Origin of the sequence: Bradyrhizobium sp. Pha-3 (assembly GCF_042258325.1) — a bacterium.
Taxonomy (GTDB): Bacteria; Pseudomonadota; Alphaproteobacteria; order Rhizobiales; family Xanthobacteraceae; genus Bradyrhizobium; species Bradyrhizobium elkanii.
Window position 1 is genome coordinate 7,347,187 of sequence record NZ_CP170151.1, and the last position, 11,871, is coordinate 7,359,057.

Below are 11,871 nucleotides of genomic sequence, written 5' to 3' on the forward strand. Positions count from 1 at the left end.
CGGGTGGGGGCTCTCTCCATGATGGGATTTGCGGTGACACCCCCACCCCAGCCCTCCCCCGCAAGCGGGAGAGGGAGTGCAGGCGTCTTCGCCTCGCCAGTTCAAACCTGACTTCACCGTGCGCTACCGCATCGTAATCGCAAGGCCGCTCAGATCGGCGTTGGCCATCAGACCGACCTGGTGTCCGGTCAATTCCAACACCGCGCCCTTCTGATTGGTCAGCACGATCGCGCGCGCGCCGCGTCCGACGGCAAGCCCCGCGCCGGCCGCACCGTAGACGCCGGCCACGTCGGACGGACGGTTGATGTTGCTGACGCGGCCGCGCAGCACGGTCTTGGAGCCGCCGAACACCAGGCCGTAGTCGAGGCCGCCGGTGGAGAGCCGGTAGGAGCGGCCGCGGAAGGTCAAGACACCGCTGCCGCCGGAGCCGCCGATGATCCATCCGGCCTTGTAGATCGTGAGCGTCACGAAGCCGCTGTCGGCACGGGCGGCGGAAGAGAACGCAAGGCCGGTGAACGCCAGCAGTGCCACCAGCGCGGCGCGAAGGGTGGATGAAAATTTCATGTGCGGTCTCCCCAGGATCTGCTCTCGTCGATTTGCTTGCGTCGATTTGCGCGCGTCGCGACACGGCTGCGAATCGCGATGCTCCGACTGTAACAAGCGCGTAAACAAGCGCAATTTGGCACAGCGATGGCCGATTTGCTGACGGGCGCTTTCGCACGACCGGTGTTGAACCTGTTCCCGGGGTTGCAACACTCACTGCATGTCCGGGGCGGTCGGCCCCTGAGCTCCAGGATTGCCCCGTGGAGCATTCATTTTAAAACCGGAGATTTCCCATGCGTCGTCTTGCGATTGCCATTGCCGCCACCGTGTCCGTGCTTGCCGCGGCAAGCCCGGCCAGCGCCACGCCCTATCATCTGATCCGCTGGCAGGACACCGGCTTCTGCCAGATCTGGGACCAGAGCATCCCGACCACGCCGTGGCCGGCGAACTTCTCCATCGTCAGCGAGGAGCTGCAGACCTTCGACGCCGCGTTCAGCTACAAGACCGGCCTCCTGAACAACGGCACCTGCTCGTTCTGAGCGAACGCCATTCGATCACGCACAGGGCGGACACGCGGCAACAGCGCGGCGTCCGCCCTTGTGCTGTCAGGTAGTGACGCGATCCAGCGTCAGTGATGCTTGATCAGGGCGTCGCGCGCGGCGGCGAGTTCGAGGAACGCCGCGCCGTTGCCGCCACCGTCGGGATGCACCGTCTTGGCGGCGCGCTTGAAAGCCTGCTGGACTTCGGTCGCTGCGAGCCGGCGGCCGAGCGGCAGGCCGAGCAATTGCCGGTACTGCTCCTCCTGCGTCAGCGCCTTCGGCGCCAGGCCGCGCCGGCCGAACCGCGGCGCCGACAGCATGTGCAGTGCGTCGCCGATGATGCCGAGACGGCGCAGCGCCATCGCTTTGGTGCGGCGGTCGGCCGATTTCAGCGCCGCCTGGCGCAGGATCGGCAGCACCTGTGCGGCCGCATGCCGCAGTGTCTCGTCGATCTCGGTCGTGGCGATCTCGGCGACCATCTTGGCCATCTCGCGATAGTCAGGGTCCGGCGCCGCGCAAAAGCGCTCGATCGCAACTTTCCAGTGTCTGATATTCGGGTCCATGTCCGCGGTCCGTAACTGTCATCCGAATCCGGATAACAGCAACGCGCAAACGCGGCTTGGCGTTTCGGTTGGCGCAGTTTTGAATAGTGTTGTCGACAACGCTCACAAATCAGAACGAGGAAACACCATGGCCCTTCTCGACAATCACATCGCCGTCATCACCGGTGCGGGCTCGGGCATCGGGCGTGCCATCGCACTGGGCTACGGCCGCGAGGGCGCGCGCGTGGTGCTGCTCGACATGAACGGCGATGCGGCGGCGGAAGCGGCCAGGGAGATCCGCAATGCCGGCGGCAAGGCGGAGAGCTTTGCGCTCGACGTGACCGATCGCGACGCCTGCGTCGCGATGGCAAAGCAAGTGGCCGACAAGGTCGGGCCGGTCTCGATCCTGGTCAACAATGCCGGCATCGCGCGCCGCAACGGCATGCTCGGCACCGACGAGGCCGTGATCAAGGATTGGGAAGACATCATCTCGATCAATCTCACCGGCGTTTTCAACGTGACGCATTCGTTCCTCGCGCCCCTGCGCAAGAACAAGGGGCGCATCGTCAACATCGGCTCGATCCAGTCCTTCGTGCATCTGCGCACGCCGAGTTCGCCGGCCTATACCGCCTCCAAGCACGGCGTGCTCGGCTTCACCAAGGCGTTGGCCGCCGAGCTCGGCAAGGATGGTGTGCGCGTCAATGCGATCGGGCCGGGCTTCATCGAGACGCCGTTGAACGAGAAGGTGCGCGCCACCAATCCCGACCTCGTCAAGGTCTTCATGGACCACACCCCGCTCGGCCGCGCCGGCAAGCCGGAGGACATCGTCGGCCCCGCCATCTTCCTCGCCTCGGACCTGTCGGCCTATGTCTCGGGATCGATCGTGATGGTCGACGGCGGGTACCGCACATTGTGACGGATGGAACCGCAATCGTGGCGATTTCTGGGTATTTTGCTTACAGAGCAGGGAGTTAGGGCCACGTTAAGGACTTGTTAACCAAACCGGCACACCGTGGATCTACGGGGTAGTTGGTTCTCGATGTCTTCGCTTCACCGACGAAGCGGGCGTTGATCGGGAGGAGTTCATGTCTTACGCGTCCACCGTACCGTCGCCGGAAGCGCTGCTGCCGTCGCTGGCTCCAAATGAAATCGTCCCACTGCTGATCGGCGCGACCGTCGATGAAGTCGAGCGCGAGCTCGTGCTGCAAACGCTTGCGCGCTGCGACGGCAATCGCACCCGCGCCGCGCGCGTGCTCGGGCTGTCGGTCCGGACATTGCGGAACAAGATCCGCGAATATTCGGCCGACGGCATCGACGTGCCGCTGAGCGAGCACGCCGCAGCCTAGAGCAAGATCCGGAAACGTGCGAAGCGGCTTTCCGGGAAGATGCTTGGACAACGAGCTAAGCGTGATGACGATTCAACCCGATCGCATCACGCGTTAGCGGCACGTCGACGCTAGATCGGCAGGTCGATCGCAAGCCGCCGCCAGCGCGACAATAGCTCGGTGCCGCCGGCATCGAGGCAGCGAGCGAGACGCACCTCGGTCGTCGCGGCCCGTTGCAGCGTCTGCGCGACCAGCGCCGTCGCATAGTCCCAATAGTCGCGCCGCCCCTTCGGATCGTCGTCGACCAGGGATTTTGCGAGGATCTCGACATAGATCGCAGCGACGGCCCTTTGCCAGAGCTCACCCGCGCGCGCCCTCCGCCGAGGGCGCGCCGGTTCGCGACTGCCAGGCCAACCAATAATTTTCCTCCGCGCCGCCCCAAGCGGATGGCAATAGCGATGGGTCGAGGCATGGCGAACGACACTCAAGCGGCTGCATCCCGCGCGCGTCGCAGAAGAAGCTATAGCCGAGCTTGTCGTACCAGCTGACGCGCAGCAATCTGCGAATCTCGGTCTGTTGATCCGCCGCGAGCTGCCTCACGCCCGTTCGTTCGAGATCACCGATGATCGCCTCCAGGCGATCGCGATCATACGGCTCGACCTCGAGCACCGCGCCGATATTGCGTGGAAACAGCGCGTCGAGCATCTCGATCATCTCACGATAGAACCGGCGCGCCAGGCCGCCGCCGCGGCACGCCTTCGCGACGCCGACATAGTTGCAGTAGATCAGCTCGCTTGCGTGATCATAGGTGAAGAAGCCGAGGCCGATCGCGCGCCCCTCCGCGCGCAGAATGAAGCAGCGCGAGTCGAGACAATATGACAGCTTCCGACCGCCGACGCTGAACTCTCGTCGCTCGCCGACATCGTCTGACAGCACCCAGCGCACTATGTCGTCGGGGGCGTCGCGCTCGTTCGGAGGAAACAGCCCGGCATACAGATCGAGGACGCCGGTGTTGCGAAACGCCGCTTCATCGCGCAGATCGTGCCGCGTCACCACGATGTCGAACGTCAGCGCCCCTGTTGCGTCGCCTGCAACTGCCCCGCGCGTGTCGTTCAGAATCCGCAACGCGTCCTCCCGTCACGATCTTCGCATCGAATTATGACTGTTGATCGCTTGCATCAGCGGCGCCGCGCAGAATTGAAGCCGTCATCCAACCTCTGTTACAAGCGGCTTGAAATCGCGACGGAGCATATCAGTGGCTGACGAGACAATCTCCCGCCAGGGGTCACGAGGGGCGCAGGGGCCGCAGGGCCGTCAGGGCGAGCCGGGTCGGCCCGGTCCGCAAGGACATCCGGGGCGGCCGGGGCCGGAAGGTGCGCGCGGCAAGCCAGGTCCGCAGGGCAAGCCCGGGCTGGCTGGAAAGGCGGGGCCCCAGGGCAAGCCGGGCGCGCAAGGCAAGGCCGGCGTGCAGGGTCCGCGCGGCGAAGCTGGTCCACAGGGACCGCAGGGACCGGCCGGCCCGCGCGGTGAAGCCGGCCCGCCCGGACAATTGCCGGCGATCGAGCAGGTGATGCCGTGGCTGCACATGATCTTCGACGCCTGGGAAGACTACAAGCGCACCAAGGAGCGTGAAGCCGCCGAGCTCGCCGAGCGCGATGCCGCCGAGCGCGCGGCAGCGGAAGCGATCGCGCTTGACGTCGACGCCATCGACTTCGCTGAAGATGACGACGAGGACGGCGATCACAAGAAAAAGAAGAAGCACCGCAAGAAGGACAAGAAGTAACCCCTCTTGTCCTCGCGGCGACACGACCAGCTCTGTCCGTGTCACACCCGATGCCTACCGCTCGGCGCCCGGATTGGCCGGAGGATCGGAGGGCCGAGCGAGGTGCATGAGCTGGAAGACCCAGCGCATGGCGTAGTACCAGGCAACGCCCGCAAACGCCCCGCAGGCCGACAGGACGATGACATTGGCAAGGTCGATCGTCCCGCTCGACCACAGCATGCCGCAGGTCCAGAGCACGGCGAACGCGATCGAACAGAACGTGAGCAGGGCGGCAGGCTTCATGGCGTTGCTCCGGAATCGGGTGAACGGCAACGATGCCCGGACGCGAGACACCGTACCGTGATCTGCATCACGGTACGCCCCGTCCTCAGCCAAACCGCAGGCGCGAACGCTCCCTCGCCTTCTCCGCCTCCACCTCGCGATCGCGCGTCGGTGCCGTGGTCTGCAACGAGATCAGGAGCTTGCGCGCGGCGGTCGAGACCTCGGCCACGGCCAGGTTGAATGCAGCCTCATTGGAGTGCGACGGCTTGTTGAAGCCGGACAGTTTGCGCACGAACTGCAGCGCCGAGGCGTGGATCTCGTCCTCGGTGGCGGGCGGCTCGAAGTTGAACAGCGTCTTGATATTGCGGCACATGTCAGTCTCCCTCGCCCGCGGCAACGGGGCGGCTCTCTCAAGGACGATCGGCTGCTGCAAAATACGACATCGTAGTCTATTCTGGCAGTCTCATCGTCCACGGTGGAGCGAGGTTCCGGATGAGCCACGTGATCTACAAGGTCGTCCAGCACGACGGCGGCTGGGCCTATACCGTCAACGGGGTGTTCTCGGAACCATTTCCTACCCACGCCGCGGCACTTGCCGCTGCCCGACGCGCCGCCAACGAGCAGCGCGTCCCCGGCCGCACCGAGGCGATCCAGTACGAGACGTCGGACGGCAAATGGCTGACCGAAACCGCCTCCGGCAACGACCGCCCGGAGACCGAGGTCGAGGACGGCCGCTAGTTCACCTCGTCGCCTTCAGAACGGAACCTGGACGCCAAGCCGATCGAAGAACGCCCGCCCCCGATCGGTGATCCGCAATGCGCGCGGAATCCGATGCGGCGCAACGCCGCGCATCTCGACCAGCCGCGCCAGCACGGCATCGGCAAACGGACCGGCGAGATGCGGCACGCGCTCGGTCCAGTCATTGCAGAGCCGCAGATGCGGCTGCCGCGCCGGATCGAAATCGATCGCCTCGGCCCGGCACCAGGCCAACCCCTGCTCCGTCACGCGACCACCGCGGCCGTCGATCACGACGAGGCGGCGGCGGATCAGCGCATTCGACAGCAGCACGCCGAGCTGACCCGCAAGGTGGTGGTAGCAGGTGCGCGATTGCCTGAGCTGCTCGGCCGGCATCGCACGCCGCCGCCCCACGGTGGCCTTGGCCGCAAGATCGACGAGGTTCTCGATCAGCGCCGCGACGTCGTCGTCCCTGATCCGGTAATATCTGAACCTGCCCTGCGCCCACACGGAAAGCACGCGGGCGTCGACCAGCTTCTGCAAATGCGCGCTGGCGCCTTGCGGCGAAATGCCGGCGACCGCAGCAAGCTCGCCCGCCGGCAACGCCTTGCCGTCGGCCAGCGCACTGACCATCGCCTCGCGGACCGGATCGCCCAATGCCTCGGCGATCCGCGAAAATCCTGTCTGCAGGGATGATCCCACCGCATGGTCCTCCAGATCGCGCCGAACCGTCCTAGCCGCATTCGCCGTGCGGCGCAGCTCATTTCAGATTTTCCTGAAACGTCGCGGCGGCCTCTTCCGCTCAAATGGGCGGCAGTCGACCAAACACAAGGGAACAATCATGACAGCTGGCAGCAACGACGCGGAACGCATCTACAGGCTCTGGGATGAAGCGCTCGGCAACAAGGACCTCGAGGCGGCGCTCGCGCTCTACGCAGCCGACGCCTCGATCGAGAGCCCATTGGTGCAGCATTTGATGCAGACCAAAGACGGGATCGTCCGCGGCCGCGACGCGCTGCGCGAGTTCATCACGCGCGTGTTCCGCACCAACCCGCCGCAACGACGGCGCTTCAAGCAGGGTTTCTTCAGCGACGGCCGCGTCCTTACCTGGGAATATCCGCGGCAGTCTCCGGACGGCGATCAGATGGATCTCGTCGAGGTCATGGAGATCGAGGACGGCCTGATCCAGCGTCACCGCGTCTATTGGGGGTGGTACGCACTCAACGTGCTGAAGGCGAGTTAACCGGACACTTCTGCGTCAGGCGCGTGGACGACGCTTTCCGTCATGCTAGGCTTGCACCGACGCGGCTGGACAAATGCGCCGCGCGTGGGGAGAAGCACCATGATCCGTTTATGCGCGGCGCTTGCGGCCGCTCTCGTCTCGATGTCGGTACCGGCCATGGCTGCAGATTACCCCACGCCGCAGGATGGCGAGTGGACCGCGAAGGACTTCAAGTTTCACAGCGGCGAGGTGATGCCGGAACTGCGGCTGCACTACACCACGGTCGGCGCGCCGACCGGACAGCTGGTGCTGCACGGCTCCGGCGGCTCGGCCGCCAGCATGCTGACGCCGACCTTTGCCGGCCAGTTGTTCGGCCCCGGCCAGCCGCTCGACGCGGCGAAATACTACATCATCATCCCTGATGGCATCGGGCACGGCAAATCGTCGAAGCCGTCGGACGCGATGCGGACCAGCTTTCCGAAATACGACTACAACGACATGGTCGACGCGCAGTATAGGCTCGTCACCGAAGGGCTCGGCATCAAGCATCTGCGGCTCGTGATCGGCAACTCGATGGGCGGCATGCACACCTGGATCTGGGGCGTGCGCTATCCGCGGATGATGGACGTGCTGGTGCCGATGGCCTCGCAGCCGACCGCGATGGCGGCACGCAACTGGATGCTGCGGCGGACGATGCTGGAAACGATCCGCAACGATCCCGACTACAATGGCGGCAACTACATCAGCCAGCCGCGGATGATGAAATACGCCATCGCCGCCTATCGCTTCGCCAGCGCCGGCGGCACGCTCAATTACCAGACGCTGGCGCCGGCCGCAGCGCAGGCCGACAAGATGGTCGACGACCAGCTGGCGCTGCCGGTCACCGCGGATGCCAATGACTACATCTATCAATGGGAGGCCTCGCACAACTACGATCCCTCCGCCGGACTGGAGAAGATCGAGGCAACCCTGCTTGCCATCAATGCCGCCGACGATGAACGCAATCCACCGGAGACCGGCGTCACCGAAGCTGCAGTGAAGCGGATCAAGAACGGCAAGATTGATCTGATCCCGGCAAGCGGCGAGACACGCGGCCATCTCACCACCGGCGATGCGAAGTTCTATGCCAGGCAATTGCAGGAACTGTTGCAGACGGCGCCGACGATGTAGCCATCGAGGTCAGGGCGATGTCCGCTGATCGCTTCCGCCGCATTGCGCTGAGCCTGCCCGAGGTCGTTGAAGGCGCGCATCACGGCACCGCCGATTTCCGCGTCGGCAAGCGCATCTTCGCGACGCTCGGCTATCCCGACCAGGATTGGGGCATGGTGAAGCTGACACCCGAGCAGCAGGCCATGGTGGTCGAGGCCGAGCCGGAGATCTTCCGGCCGGTGCCGGGCGGCTGGGGCAAGAGCGGCAGCACCAATGTCCGCCTCGCGAAGGTCGATCAGGTCACGCTGCGCAGCGCGCTGAAAATGGCACGGGACAATATCGCCGTGAAACCGGCGAAGAAGGCGCGCGCGAAGCAACCATCCTGAGCGTATCGATCCCGCACTGCATCACGCCTGACTGCGCGGTTTCGCTGATTCTTTGAGCATGCATCCCGCGCGCGGTTCGTGCCTAATCGCGCAAACACCGGATTCGCGCGACGTTACGCGGGGGTGACCTAGAAAGTTTTCGCCGGAGGAAGGCAATGCGAAGGCTCGCGCATGTCGCGGTGCTTGCGTGGCTCGCCATGATGGCGGGCGCTGCACTGGCGTTCGACAACGGCCAATACGACAACGTGCCACCCAATATCCGCGGCTGGTTCAAGAGCGTGATCGCGCCGAATGGCGTGCCGTGCTGCGACATCTCCGACGGCCATCGCACCAGCTACGACGTTCGTGGCGGCGCCTATTGGGTGCCGATCGAGGGCGAGTGGATGATGGTGCCGGAGCGCGCCGTGATCCGCGATCTCGGCAATCCGGTCGGCGAGGCCGTGGTGTGGTACGTGCACCACCGCGGCAGCATCATCATCAGCTGCTTCGTACCGGCGGATGCTGTCTGAACGGCGCCCGCCGCCTGCGCGGGAAGCCCCGCGCGCGAGATCGCGTCAATTTGAAACAGTTACTCCCTGTTAACCTTACTTTTTAACCAATAATTAAGGATGAGTTTGCGGGCGCCATGAGGCGCGGCCTAGCGTCTGCAGAAATGCTCCGTAACCGCGAGTTGGTGCGTGCCATGGCTCTTCGAAGAATGGCGTATCGAACATATGGGGCGCTGATGGCCTCCCTGATGGCTTCCCTTGGCGTTGCAGCGCTGCTGCTTGCTTCTCCGACCGAAACCCATGCGAGATCCGGATCGGCGGCGCGCGGCACGTTCTCCTCGCACCATCCAGCCTTCCGCCATCATGTGCGGGTGCCCGGCATCGTGTTGCCGGACGCGGGCGGATATTATGATGGTGCGGCGAGCGTTCCCTTCGCCGCCGAGGTCCCGCCGCCGGTCTCCAACGACGTCCGCTACACCTACACCCAGGACGTGCCGTGGGATTGGGCGCATCGCTATCCGCCTGCCGTCGTGCCGTCGGATCGCCCCTATGTGTCGAGCTGCCCCACCGAGAGCGTCACGGTGCCCGGACGCGGCGGCGACCGCACCGTCAACATCACGCGGTGCTACTGACGAATAGCTCTATCCCGTTCGCAAAAACAAAAGAGGCCGCCCGCAAGGACGGCCTCTCGTATTTTGGCCGACGCTCGACGCGCCGGCAGACAGCCGGTCAGGAATCCTCGCCCTTCAGATGACCGACGTGCTTCTGGGTGTAGAGCTCAAGGCCGATGCGCTTGATCAGGTCGAGCTGGGTCTCGAGGAAGTCGATATGGTCTTCCTCGTCCTTCATCAGCTGCTCGAACAGGTCGCGGCTGACATAGTCCTTGACGCCATGGCAGTAGGTCGCCGCCTCCTGGTAGAGCGTGCGGGCGCCGATCTCGGCGGCGAGGTCACACTCGATGATCTCCTTGACGTCCTGGCCGATCTTCAGGGGATCGAGCACCTGCAGGTTCGGGAAGCCGTCGAGGAAGAGGATGCGATCGACGAACTTGTCGGCGTGCTCCATCTCCTCGATGGACTCCTTGCGCCAGACCTTGGCCATCTCCAGGAGGCCCCAATTGTTGAGCATCCGGTAGTGCAGCCAGTACTGATTGATGGCGGTCAGTTCGCTGCGCAGCCCCTTGTTCAGATAATCGATGACCTTCGGGTCGCCTTGCATGATCCACTCCACCTGTCGCGGCCAACCTTGGCCGACGCTAAATTTAGAATGTTTCTAAATCAGATTACCGGCAAGAGCAACCCTTCGCAGAAGCGGCGCCTGGATGACCGGATTCGGGAGGATTTGGTGAATTCAGCAGGCCGCGAGCGCGAATTCGGCCGGCTCGGCGTCCTCGTTGGCGGCGTGCGGATGGCCGCTGTGGGGGCAGCCGGAACAGCAGGCCTTGGCGCAGGGACCGAGCGCCTCGTCGATGATCGCCTTGATGGTGCGCGCGCAGCGGCCGCATTCGGCACTGCAGCCGAGGCAGCCGTACACCTGCTTGGCGTTTCGTGTCACGGACCCACCGCCATTGACGGCATTGCGGACATCGTGGTCGCTGAGGACATTACAGGAACAGACAATCATCGGAGAAAGGCGGGGTCCAACGGTGATGCTTCCCAGTATGGATATTGTCGGCTCCCGCGCGATGCAAAAGGAAAAAGCGGTTTTTGTAGCAATTCCAAACTGATGCGGGATTCATATTGGAATGAGTCTAAATCGGTCGGAGGTCGGGAATCCCAGGCCCGCCGGGTGGCCTGATGAGCCAATAACCACTTCCTTCGCCGCCGACCGCCAACGAGCACGCGCCTCGCTGTGGTGCTATCGGGCTTGTGCGTTGCAAGATATTCCAAAAGCTGCAAGCATTTGGTCGCGAATACGGCAGCGTCGTTCATTGATCATTCAAGCTGAATATGGAACCCTCCGGCGAGACAGATCGCCAATGCACGCTGTCCTGCTGCCGTGAGAAAGGTCAGGCCATGAAGAAGACATTGCTGGCGCTTTGCGCCGTTGCCGCTGTGGCGGCTTCGACTGTGGCGGTGCCCGCCCCCGCCCAGGCACAACGCGGTGTCGCCGCCGGCGTCGCTGCGGGATTGATCGGTGGCGCCATCGTCGGTGGCGCGATCGCATCGCAGAACCGCTATTACGGCCCCGGATACGGCTACTATGCGCCCGGCCCGGCCTATGTCGCCGAACCCGGCTACGGCCCCGACTGCTTCTGGCAGCGCCAGCGGTTCTGGGACGGCTACACCTGGCGCGTTCGCAGCGTCCGCGTTTGCGATTGATCGCCGTTCATCTCGATTAAATCGAACCAGTTGTCCCGGAAAACCGACTGTTTCTCCGGGACATCTGCTGTAGATGGCCAGAAAAAACCGCTTTTCTGCGCGATCAGCCTGCGGACGTTTACTTTCGGTTGACTGTTCTGCGCTGTTTAGCAAGACAGCAGTTCGAGATCAGCGTGCGAGTCACCTCAACCCGGCGCCGAACCACGACGCCACCACCTTCCAGGAGAGCCAAAGACATGAAGAAGACTTTAGCTGCCCTTGTCGCCGTTACCACGATTGCCGGTTCGCTGGCCGTTGCTCCGGCTGCCAAGGCTGGTGACGGCGGCGCCGTCGCGGCCGGCGTTGCCGGCGGCCTGATCGGCGGCGCCCTGCTGGGCGGCGCGATCGCAGGCGCTCGCCCCGCCCCGGTCTATGTCGCACCGGCGCCGGTTTACGTCGAAGAGGCCCCGTGCCGCATGGTTCGCGAGCGCTTCTGGGACGGCTACGGCTGGCGCTTCCGTCGCGTCCAGGTTTGCGACTGATCGACCGACACGTTTTCAGCATCACACTCGAAAACCCGGCCTCGCGGCCGGGTTTT

20 protein-coding genes are annotated in these 11,871 nt (G+C 64.3%); 12 read left to right on the forward strand and 8 right to left on the reverse strand.

Annotated features, from left to right (window positions below; translation table 11 throughout):
* Nucleotides 1–123: 123 nt before the first annotated feature.
* Nucleotides 124–564 carry a hypothetical protein gene (locus tag ACE10X_RS35050; protein ID WP_028343003.1) on the reverse strand — a complete coding sequence of 147 codons (441 nt, stop codon included), beginning with the start codon at nucleotides 562–564 and terminating at the stop codon, nucleotides 124–126.
* A gap of 272 nt (nucleotides 565–836) precedes the next feature.
* On the opposite strand from ACE10X_RS35050, the gene ACE10X_RS35055 reads away from it, so the two are divergent.
* Nucleotides 837–1,082 carry a hypothetical protein gene (locus ACE10X_RS35055; protein ID WP_375763449.1) on the forward strand — a complete coding sequence of 82 codons (246 nt, stop codon included), beginning with the start codon at nucleotides 837–839 and terminating at the stop codon, nucleotides 1,080–1,082.
* A gap of 89 nt (nucleotides 1,083–1,171) precedes the next feature.
* Here ACE10X_RS35055 and ACE10X_RS35060 read toward each other — a convergent pair whose 3' ends face one another.
* Nucleotides 1,172–1,645, reverse strand: a complete 474-nt coding sequence (locus tag ACE10X_RS35060) for a hypothetical protein (RefSeq protein ID WP_375763450.1) — start codon at nucleotides 1,643–1,645, stop codon at nucleotides 1,172–1,174.
* Nucleotides 1,646–1,772: 127 nt separating this feature from the next.
* Here ACE10X_RS35060 and ACE10X_RS35065 point away from each other — a divergent pair, with 127 nt between their 5' ends.
* Together ACE10X_RS35065 and ACE10X_RS35070 are read left to right on the forward strand one after the other, a co-directional pair.
* Nucleotides 1,773–2,540 (forward strand): SDR family NAD(P)-dependent oxidoreductase, encoded by a 768-nt coding sequence (locus tag ACE10X_RS35065; RefSeq protein WP_375763451.1) that lies wholly within the window; start codon nucleotides 1,773–1,775, stop codon nucleotides 2,538–2,540.
* Nucleotides 2,541–2,709: 169 nt separating this feature from the next.
* Nucleotides 2,710–2,970 carry a helix-turn-helix domain-containing protein gene (locus ACE10X_RS35070; RefSeq protein WP_016840962.1) on the forward strand — a complete coding sequence of 87 codons (261 nt, stop codon included), beginning with the start codon at nucleotides 2,710–2,712 and terminating at the stop codon, nucleotides 2,968–2,970.
* A gap of 339 nt (nucleotides 2,971–3,309) precedes the next feature.
* Here ACE10X_RS35070 and ACE10X_RS35075 read toward each other — a convergent pair whose 3' ends face one another.
* Complete coding sequence (locus ACE10X_RS35075) at nucleotides 3,310–4,074, reverse strand: GNAT family N-acetyltransferase (RefSeq protein WP_375763452.1); 765 nt, start codon at nucleotides 4,072–4,074, stop codon at nucleotides 3,310–3,312.
* A 130-nt stretch (nucleotides 4,075–4,204) separates the two neighbouring features.
* Here ACE10X_RS35075 and ACE10X_RS35080 point away from each other — a divergent pair, with 130 nt between their 5' ends.
* Nucleotides 4,205–4,732: a collagen-like protein gene (locus ACE10X_RS35080; protein WP_375763453.1), complete on the forward strand. Its 528-nt coding sequence runs from the start codon at nucleotides 4,205–4,207 to the stop codon at nucleotides 4,730–4,732.
* Nucleotides 4,733–4,786: 54 nt separating this feature from the next.
* On the opposite strand, the gene ACE10X_RS35085 is transcribed toward ACE10X_RS35080, so the two are convergent.
* On the reverse strand, nucleotides 4,787–5,014 hold the full coding sequence (locus ACE10X_RS35085; protein ID WP_375763454.1) for a hypothetical protein: 228 nt from the start codon (nucleotides 5,012–5,014) through the stop codon (nucleotides 4,787–4,789).
* Nucleotides 5,015–5,099: 85 nt separating this feature from the next.
* The gene (locus ACE10X_RS35090) at nucleotides 5,100–5,366 is read right to left on the reverse strand and encodes a DUF2277 domain-containing protein (protein WP_038386086.1); all 267 of its coding nucleotides are present in this window, start codon (nucleotides 5,364–5,366) and stop codon (nucleotides 5,100–5,102) included.
* 119 nt (nucleotides 5,367–5,485) lie between these two features.
* Between ACE10X_RS35090 and ACE10X_RS35095 the strand changes: the two genes are divergently transcribed.
* Nucleotides 5,486–5,731, forward strand: coding sequence for a DUF2188 domain-containing protein (locus tag ACE10X_RS35095; protein ID WP_016840968.1), 246 nt, complete (start codon nucleotides 5,486–5,488; stop codon nucleotides 5,729–5,731).
* A gap of 15 nt (nucleotides 5,732–5,746) precedes the next feature.
* On the opposite strand, the gene ACE10X_RS35100 is transcribed toward ACE10X_RS35095, so the two are convergent.
* On the reverse strand, nucleotides 5,747–6,430 hold the full coding sequence (locus tag ACE10X_RS35100; RefSeq protein WP_375763455.1) for an ArsR/SmtB family transcription factor: 684 nt from the start codon (nucleotides 6,428–6,430) through the stop codon (nucleotides 5,747–5,749).
* Between the two features lie 139 nt (nucleotides 6,431–6,569).
* Between ACE10X_RS35100 and ACE10X_RS35105 the strand changes: the two genes are divergently transcribed.
* The 5 genes from ACE10X_RS35105 to ACE10X_RS35125 all read left to right on the forward strand — a co-directional run bounded on the left by ACE10X_RS35105 (nucleotide 6,570) and on the right by ACE10X_RS35125 (nucleotide 9,605).
* The gene (locus ACE10X_RS35105; protein WP_375763456.1) at nucleotides 6,570–6,971 is read left to right on the forward strand and encodes a nuclear transport factor 2 family protein; all 402 of its coding nucleotides are present in this window, start codon (nucleotides 6,570–6,572) and stop codon (nucleotides 6,969–6,971) included.
* A 99-nt stretch (nucleotides 6,972–7,070) separates the two neighbouring features.
* The gene (locus ACE10X_RS35110; protein WP_375763457.1) at nucleotides 7,071–8,120 is read left to right on the forward strand and encodes an alpha/beta fold hydrolase; all 1,050 of its coding nucleotides are present in this window, start codon (nucleotides 7,071–7,073) and stop codon (nucleotides 8,118–8,120) included.
* Nucleotides 8,121–8,137: 17 nt separating this feature from the next.
* Entirely contained in the window at nucleotides 8,138–8,485 is a 348-nt protein-coding gene (locus tag ACE10X_RS35115; RefSeq protein WP_375763458.1) for an MmcQ/YjbR family DNA-binding protein, read from the forward strand.
* Nucleotides 8,486–8,640: 155 nt separating this feature from the next.
* Nucleotides 8,641–8,994: a hypothetical protein gene (locus ACE10X_RS35120; RefSeq protein ID WP_375763459.1), complete on the forward strand. Its 354-nt coding sequence runs from the start codon at nucleotides 8,641–8,643 to the stop codon at nucleotides 8,992–8,994.
* A 188-nt stretch (nucleotides 8,995–9,182) separates the two neighbouring features.
* Nucleotides 9,183–9,605 (forward strand): hypothetical protein, encoded by a 423-nt coding sequence (locus tag ACE10X_RS35125; protein WP_375763460.1) that lies wholly within the window; start codon nucleotides 9,183–9,185, stop codon nucleotides 9,603–9,605.
* A gap of 97 nt (nucleotides 9,606–9,702) precedes the next feature.
* On the opposite strand, the gene bfr is transcribed toward ACE10X_RS35125, so the two are convergent.
* Both bfr and ACE10X_RS35135 read right to left on the reverse strand, forming a co-directional pair.
* A complete protein-coding gene (gene bfr / locus ACE10X_RS35130) occupies nucleotides 9,703–10,191 on the reverse strand; it encodes a bacterioferritin (RefSeq protein ID WP_026193251.1) in 489 nt (162 codons plus the stop codon).
* A gap of 132 nt (nucleotides 10,192–10,323) precedes the next feature.
* Complete coding sequence (locus tag ACE10X_RS35135) at nucleotides 10,324–10,596, reverse strand: bacterioferritin-associated ferredoxin (protein WP_016843730.1); 273 nt, start codon at nucleotides 10,594–10,596, stop codon at nucleotides 10,324–10,326.
* 392 nt (nucleotides 10,597–10,988) lie between these two features.
* Between ACE10X_RS35135 and ACE10X_RS35140 the strand changes: the two genes are divergently transcribed.
* Nucleotides 10,989–11,294 (forward strand): hypothetical protein, encoded by a 306-nt coding sequence (locus tag ACE10X_RS35140; protein WP_016843729.1) that lies wholly within the window; start codon nucleotides 10,989–10,991, stop codon nucleotides 11,292–11,294.
* A 236-nt stretch (nucleotides 11,295–11,530) separates the two neighbouring features.
* A complete protein-coding gene (locus ACE10X_RS35145; RefSeq protein WP_038386082.1) occupies nucleotides 11,531–11,815 on the forward strand; it encodes a hypothetical protein in 285 nt (94 codons plus the stop codon).
* The last annotated feature ends 56 nt before the right edge of the window (nucleotides 11,816–11,871 follow it).

Excerpts from the sequence above, each read along its gene's own strand:
- ACE10X_RS35070 (WP_016840962.1), top strand. The coding sequence starts at position 2,710 with ATGTCTTACGCGTCCACCGTACCGTCGCCGGAAGCGCTGCTGCCGTCG.
- ACE10X_RS35135 (WP_016843730.1), bottom strand. The coding sequence starts at position 10,596 with ATGATTGTCTGTTCCTGTAATGTCCTCAGCGACCACGATGTCCGCAAT.
- ACE10X_RS35115 (WP_375763458.1), top strand. The coding sequence starts at position 8,138 with ATGTCCGCTGATCGCTTCCGCCGCATTGCGCTGAGCCTGCCCGAGGTC.
- ACE10X_RS35110 (WP_375763457.1), top strand. The coding sequence starts at position 7,071 with ATGATCCGTTTATGCGCGGCGCTTGCGGCCGCTCTCGTCTCGATGTCG.
- ACE10X_RS35105 (WP_375763456.1), top strand. The coding sequence starts at position 6,570 with ATGACAGCTGGCAGCAACGACGCGGAACGCATCTACAGGCTCTGGGAT.
- ACE10X_RS35085 (WP_375763454.1), bottom strand. The coding sequence starts at position 5,014 with ATGAAGCCTGCCGCCCTGCTCACGTTCTGTTCGATCGCGTTCGCCGTG.
- ACE10X_RS35050 (WP_028343003.1), bottom strand. The coding sequence starts at position 564 with ATGAAATTTTCATCCACCCTTCGCGCCGCGCTGGTGGCACTGCTGGCG.
- ACE10X_RS35060 (WP_375763450.1), bottom strand. The coding sequence starts at position 1,645 with ATGGACCCGAATATCAGACACTGGAAAGTTGCGATCGAGCGCTTTTGC.
- ACE10X_RS35065 (WP_375763451.1), top strand. The coding sequence starts at position 1,773 with ATGGCCCTTCTCGACAATCACATCGCCGTCATCACCGGTGCGGGCTCG.
- ACE10X_RS35125 (WP_375763460.1), top strand. The coding sequence starts at position 9,183 with ATGGCGTATCGAACATATGGGGCGCTGATGGCCTCCCTGATGGCTTCC.
- ACE10X_RS35095 (WP_016840968.1), top strand. The coding sequence starts at position 5,486 with ATGAGCCACGTGATCTACAAGGTCGTCCAGCACGACGGCGGCTGGGCC.
- ACE10X_RS35090 (WP_038386086.1), bottom strand. The coding sequence starts at position 5,366 with ATGTGCCGCAATATCAAGACGCTGTTCAACTTCGAGCCGCCCGCCACC.
- ACE10X_RS35055 (WP_375763449.1), top strand. The coding sequence starts at position 837 with ATGCGTCGTCTTGCGATTGCCATTGCCGCCACCGTGTCCGTGCTTGCC.
- ACE10X_RS35140 (WP_016843729.1), top strand. The coding sequence starts at position 10,989 with ATGAAGAAGACATTGCTGGCGCTTTGCGCCGTTGCCGCTGTGGCGGCT.
- bfr (WP_026193251.1), bottom strand. The coding sequence starts at position 10,191 with ATGCAAGGCGACCCGAAGGTCATCGATTATCTGAACAAGGGGCTGCGC.
- ACE10X_RS35120 (WP_375763459.1), top strand. The coding sequence starts at position 8,641 with ATGCGAAGGCTCGCGCATGTCGCGGTGCTTGCGTGGCTCGCCATGATG.
- ACE10X_RS35145 (WP_038386082.1), top strand. The coding sequence starts at position 11,531 with ATGAAGAAGACTTTAGCTGCCCTTGTCGCCGTTACCACGATTGCCGGT.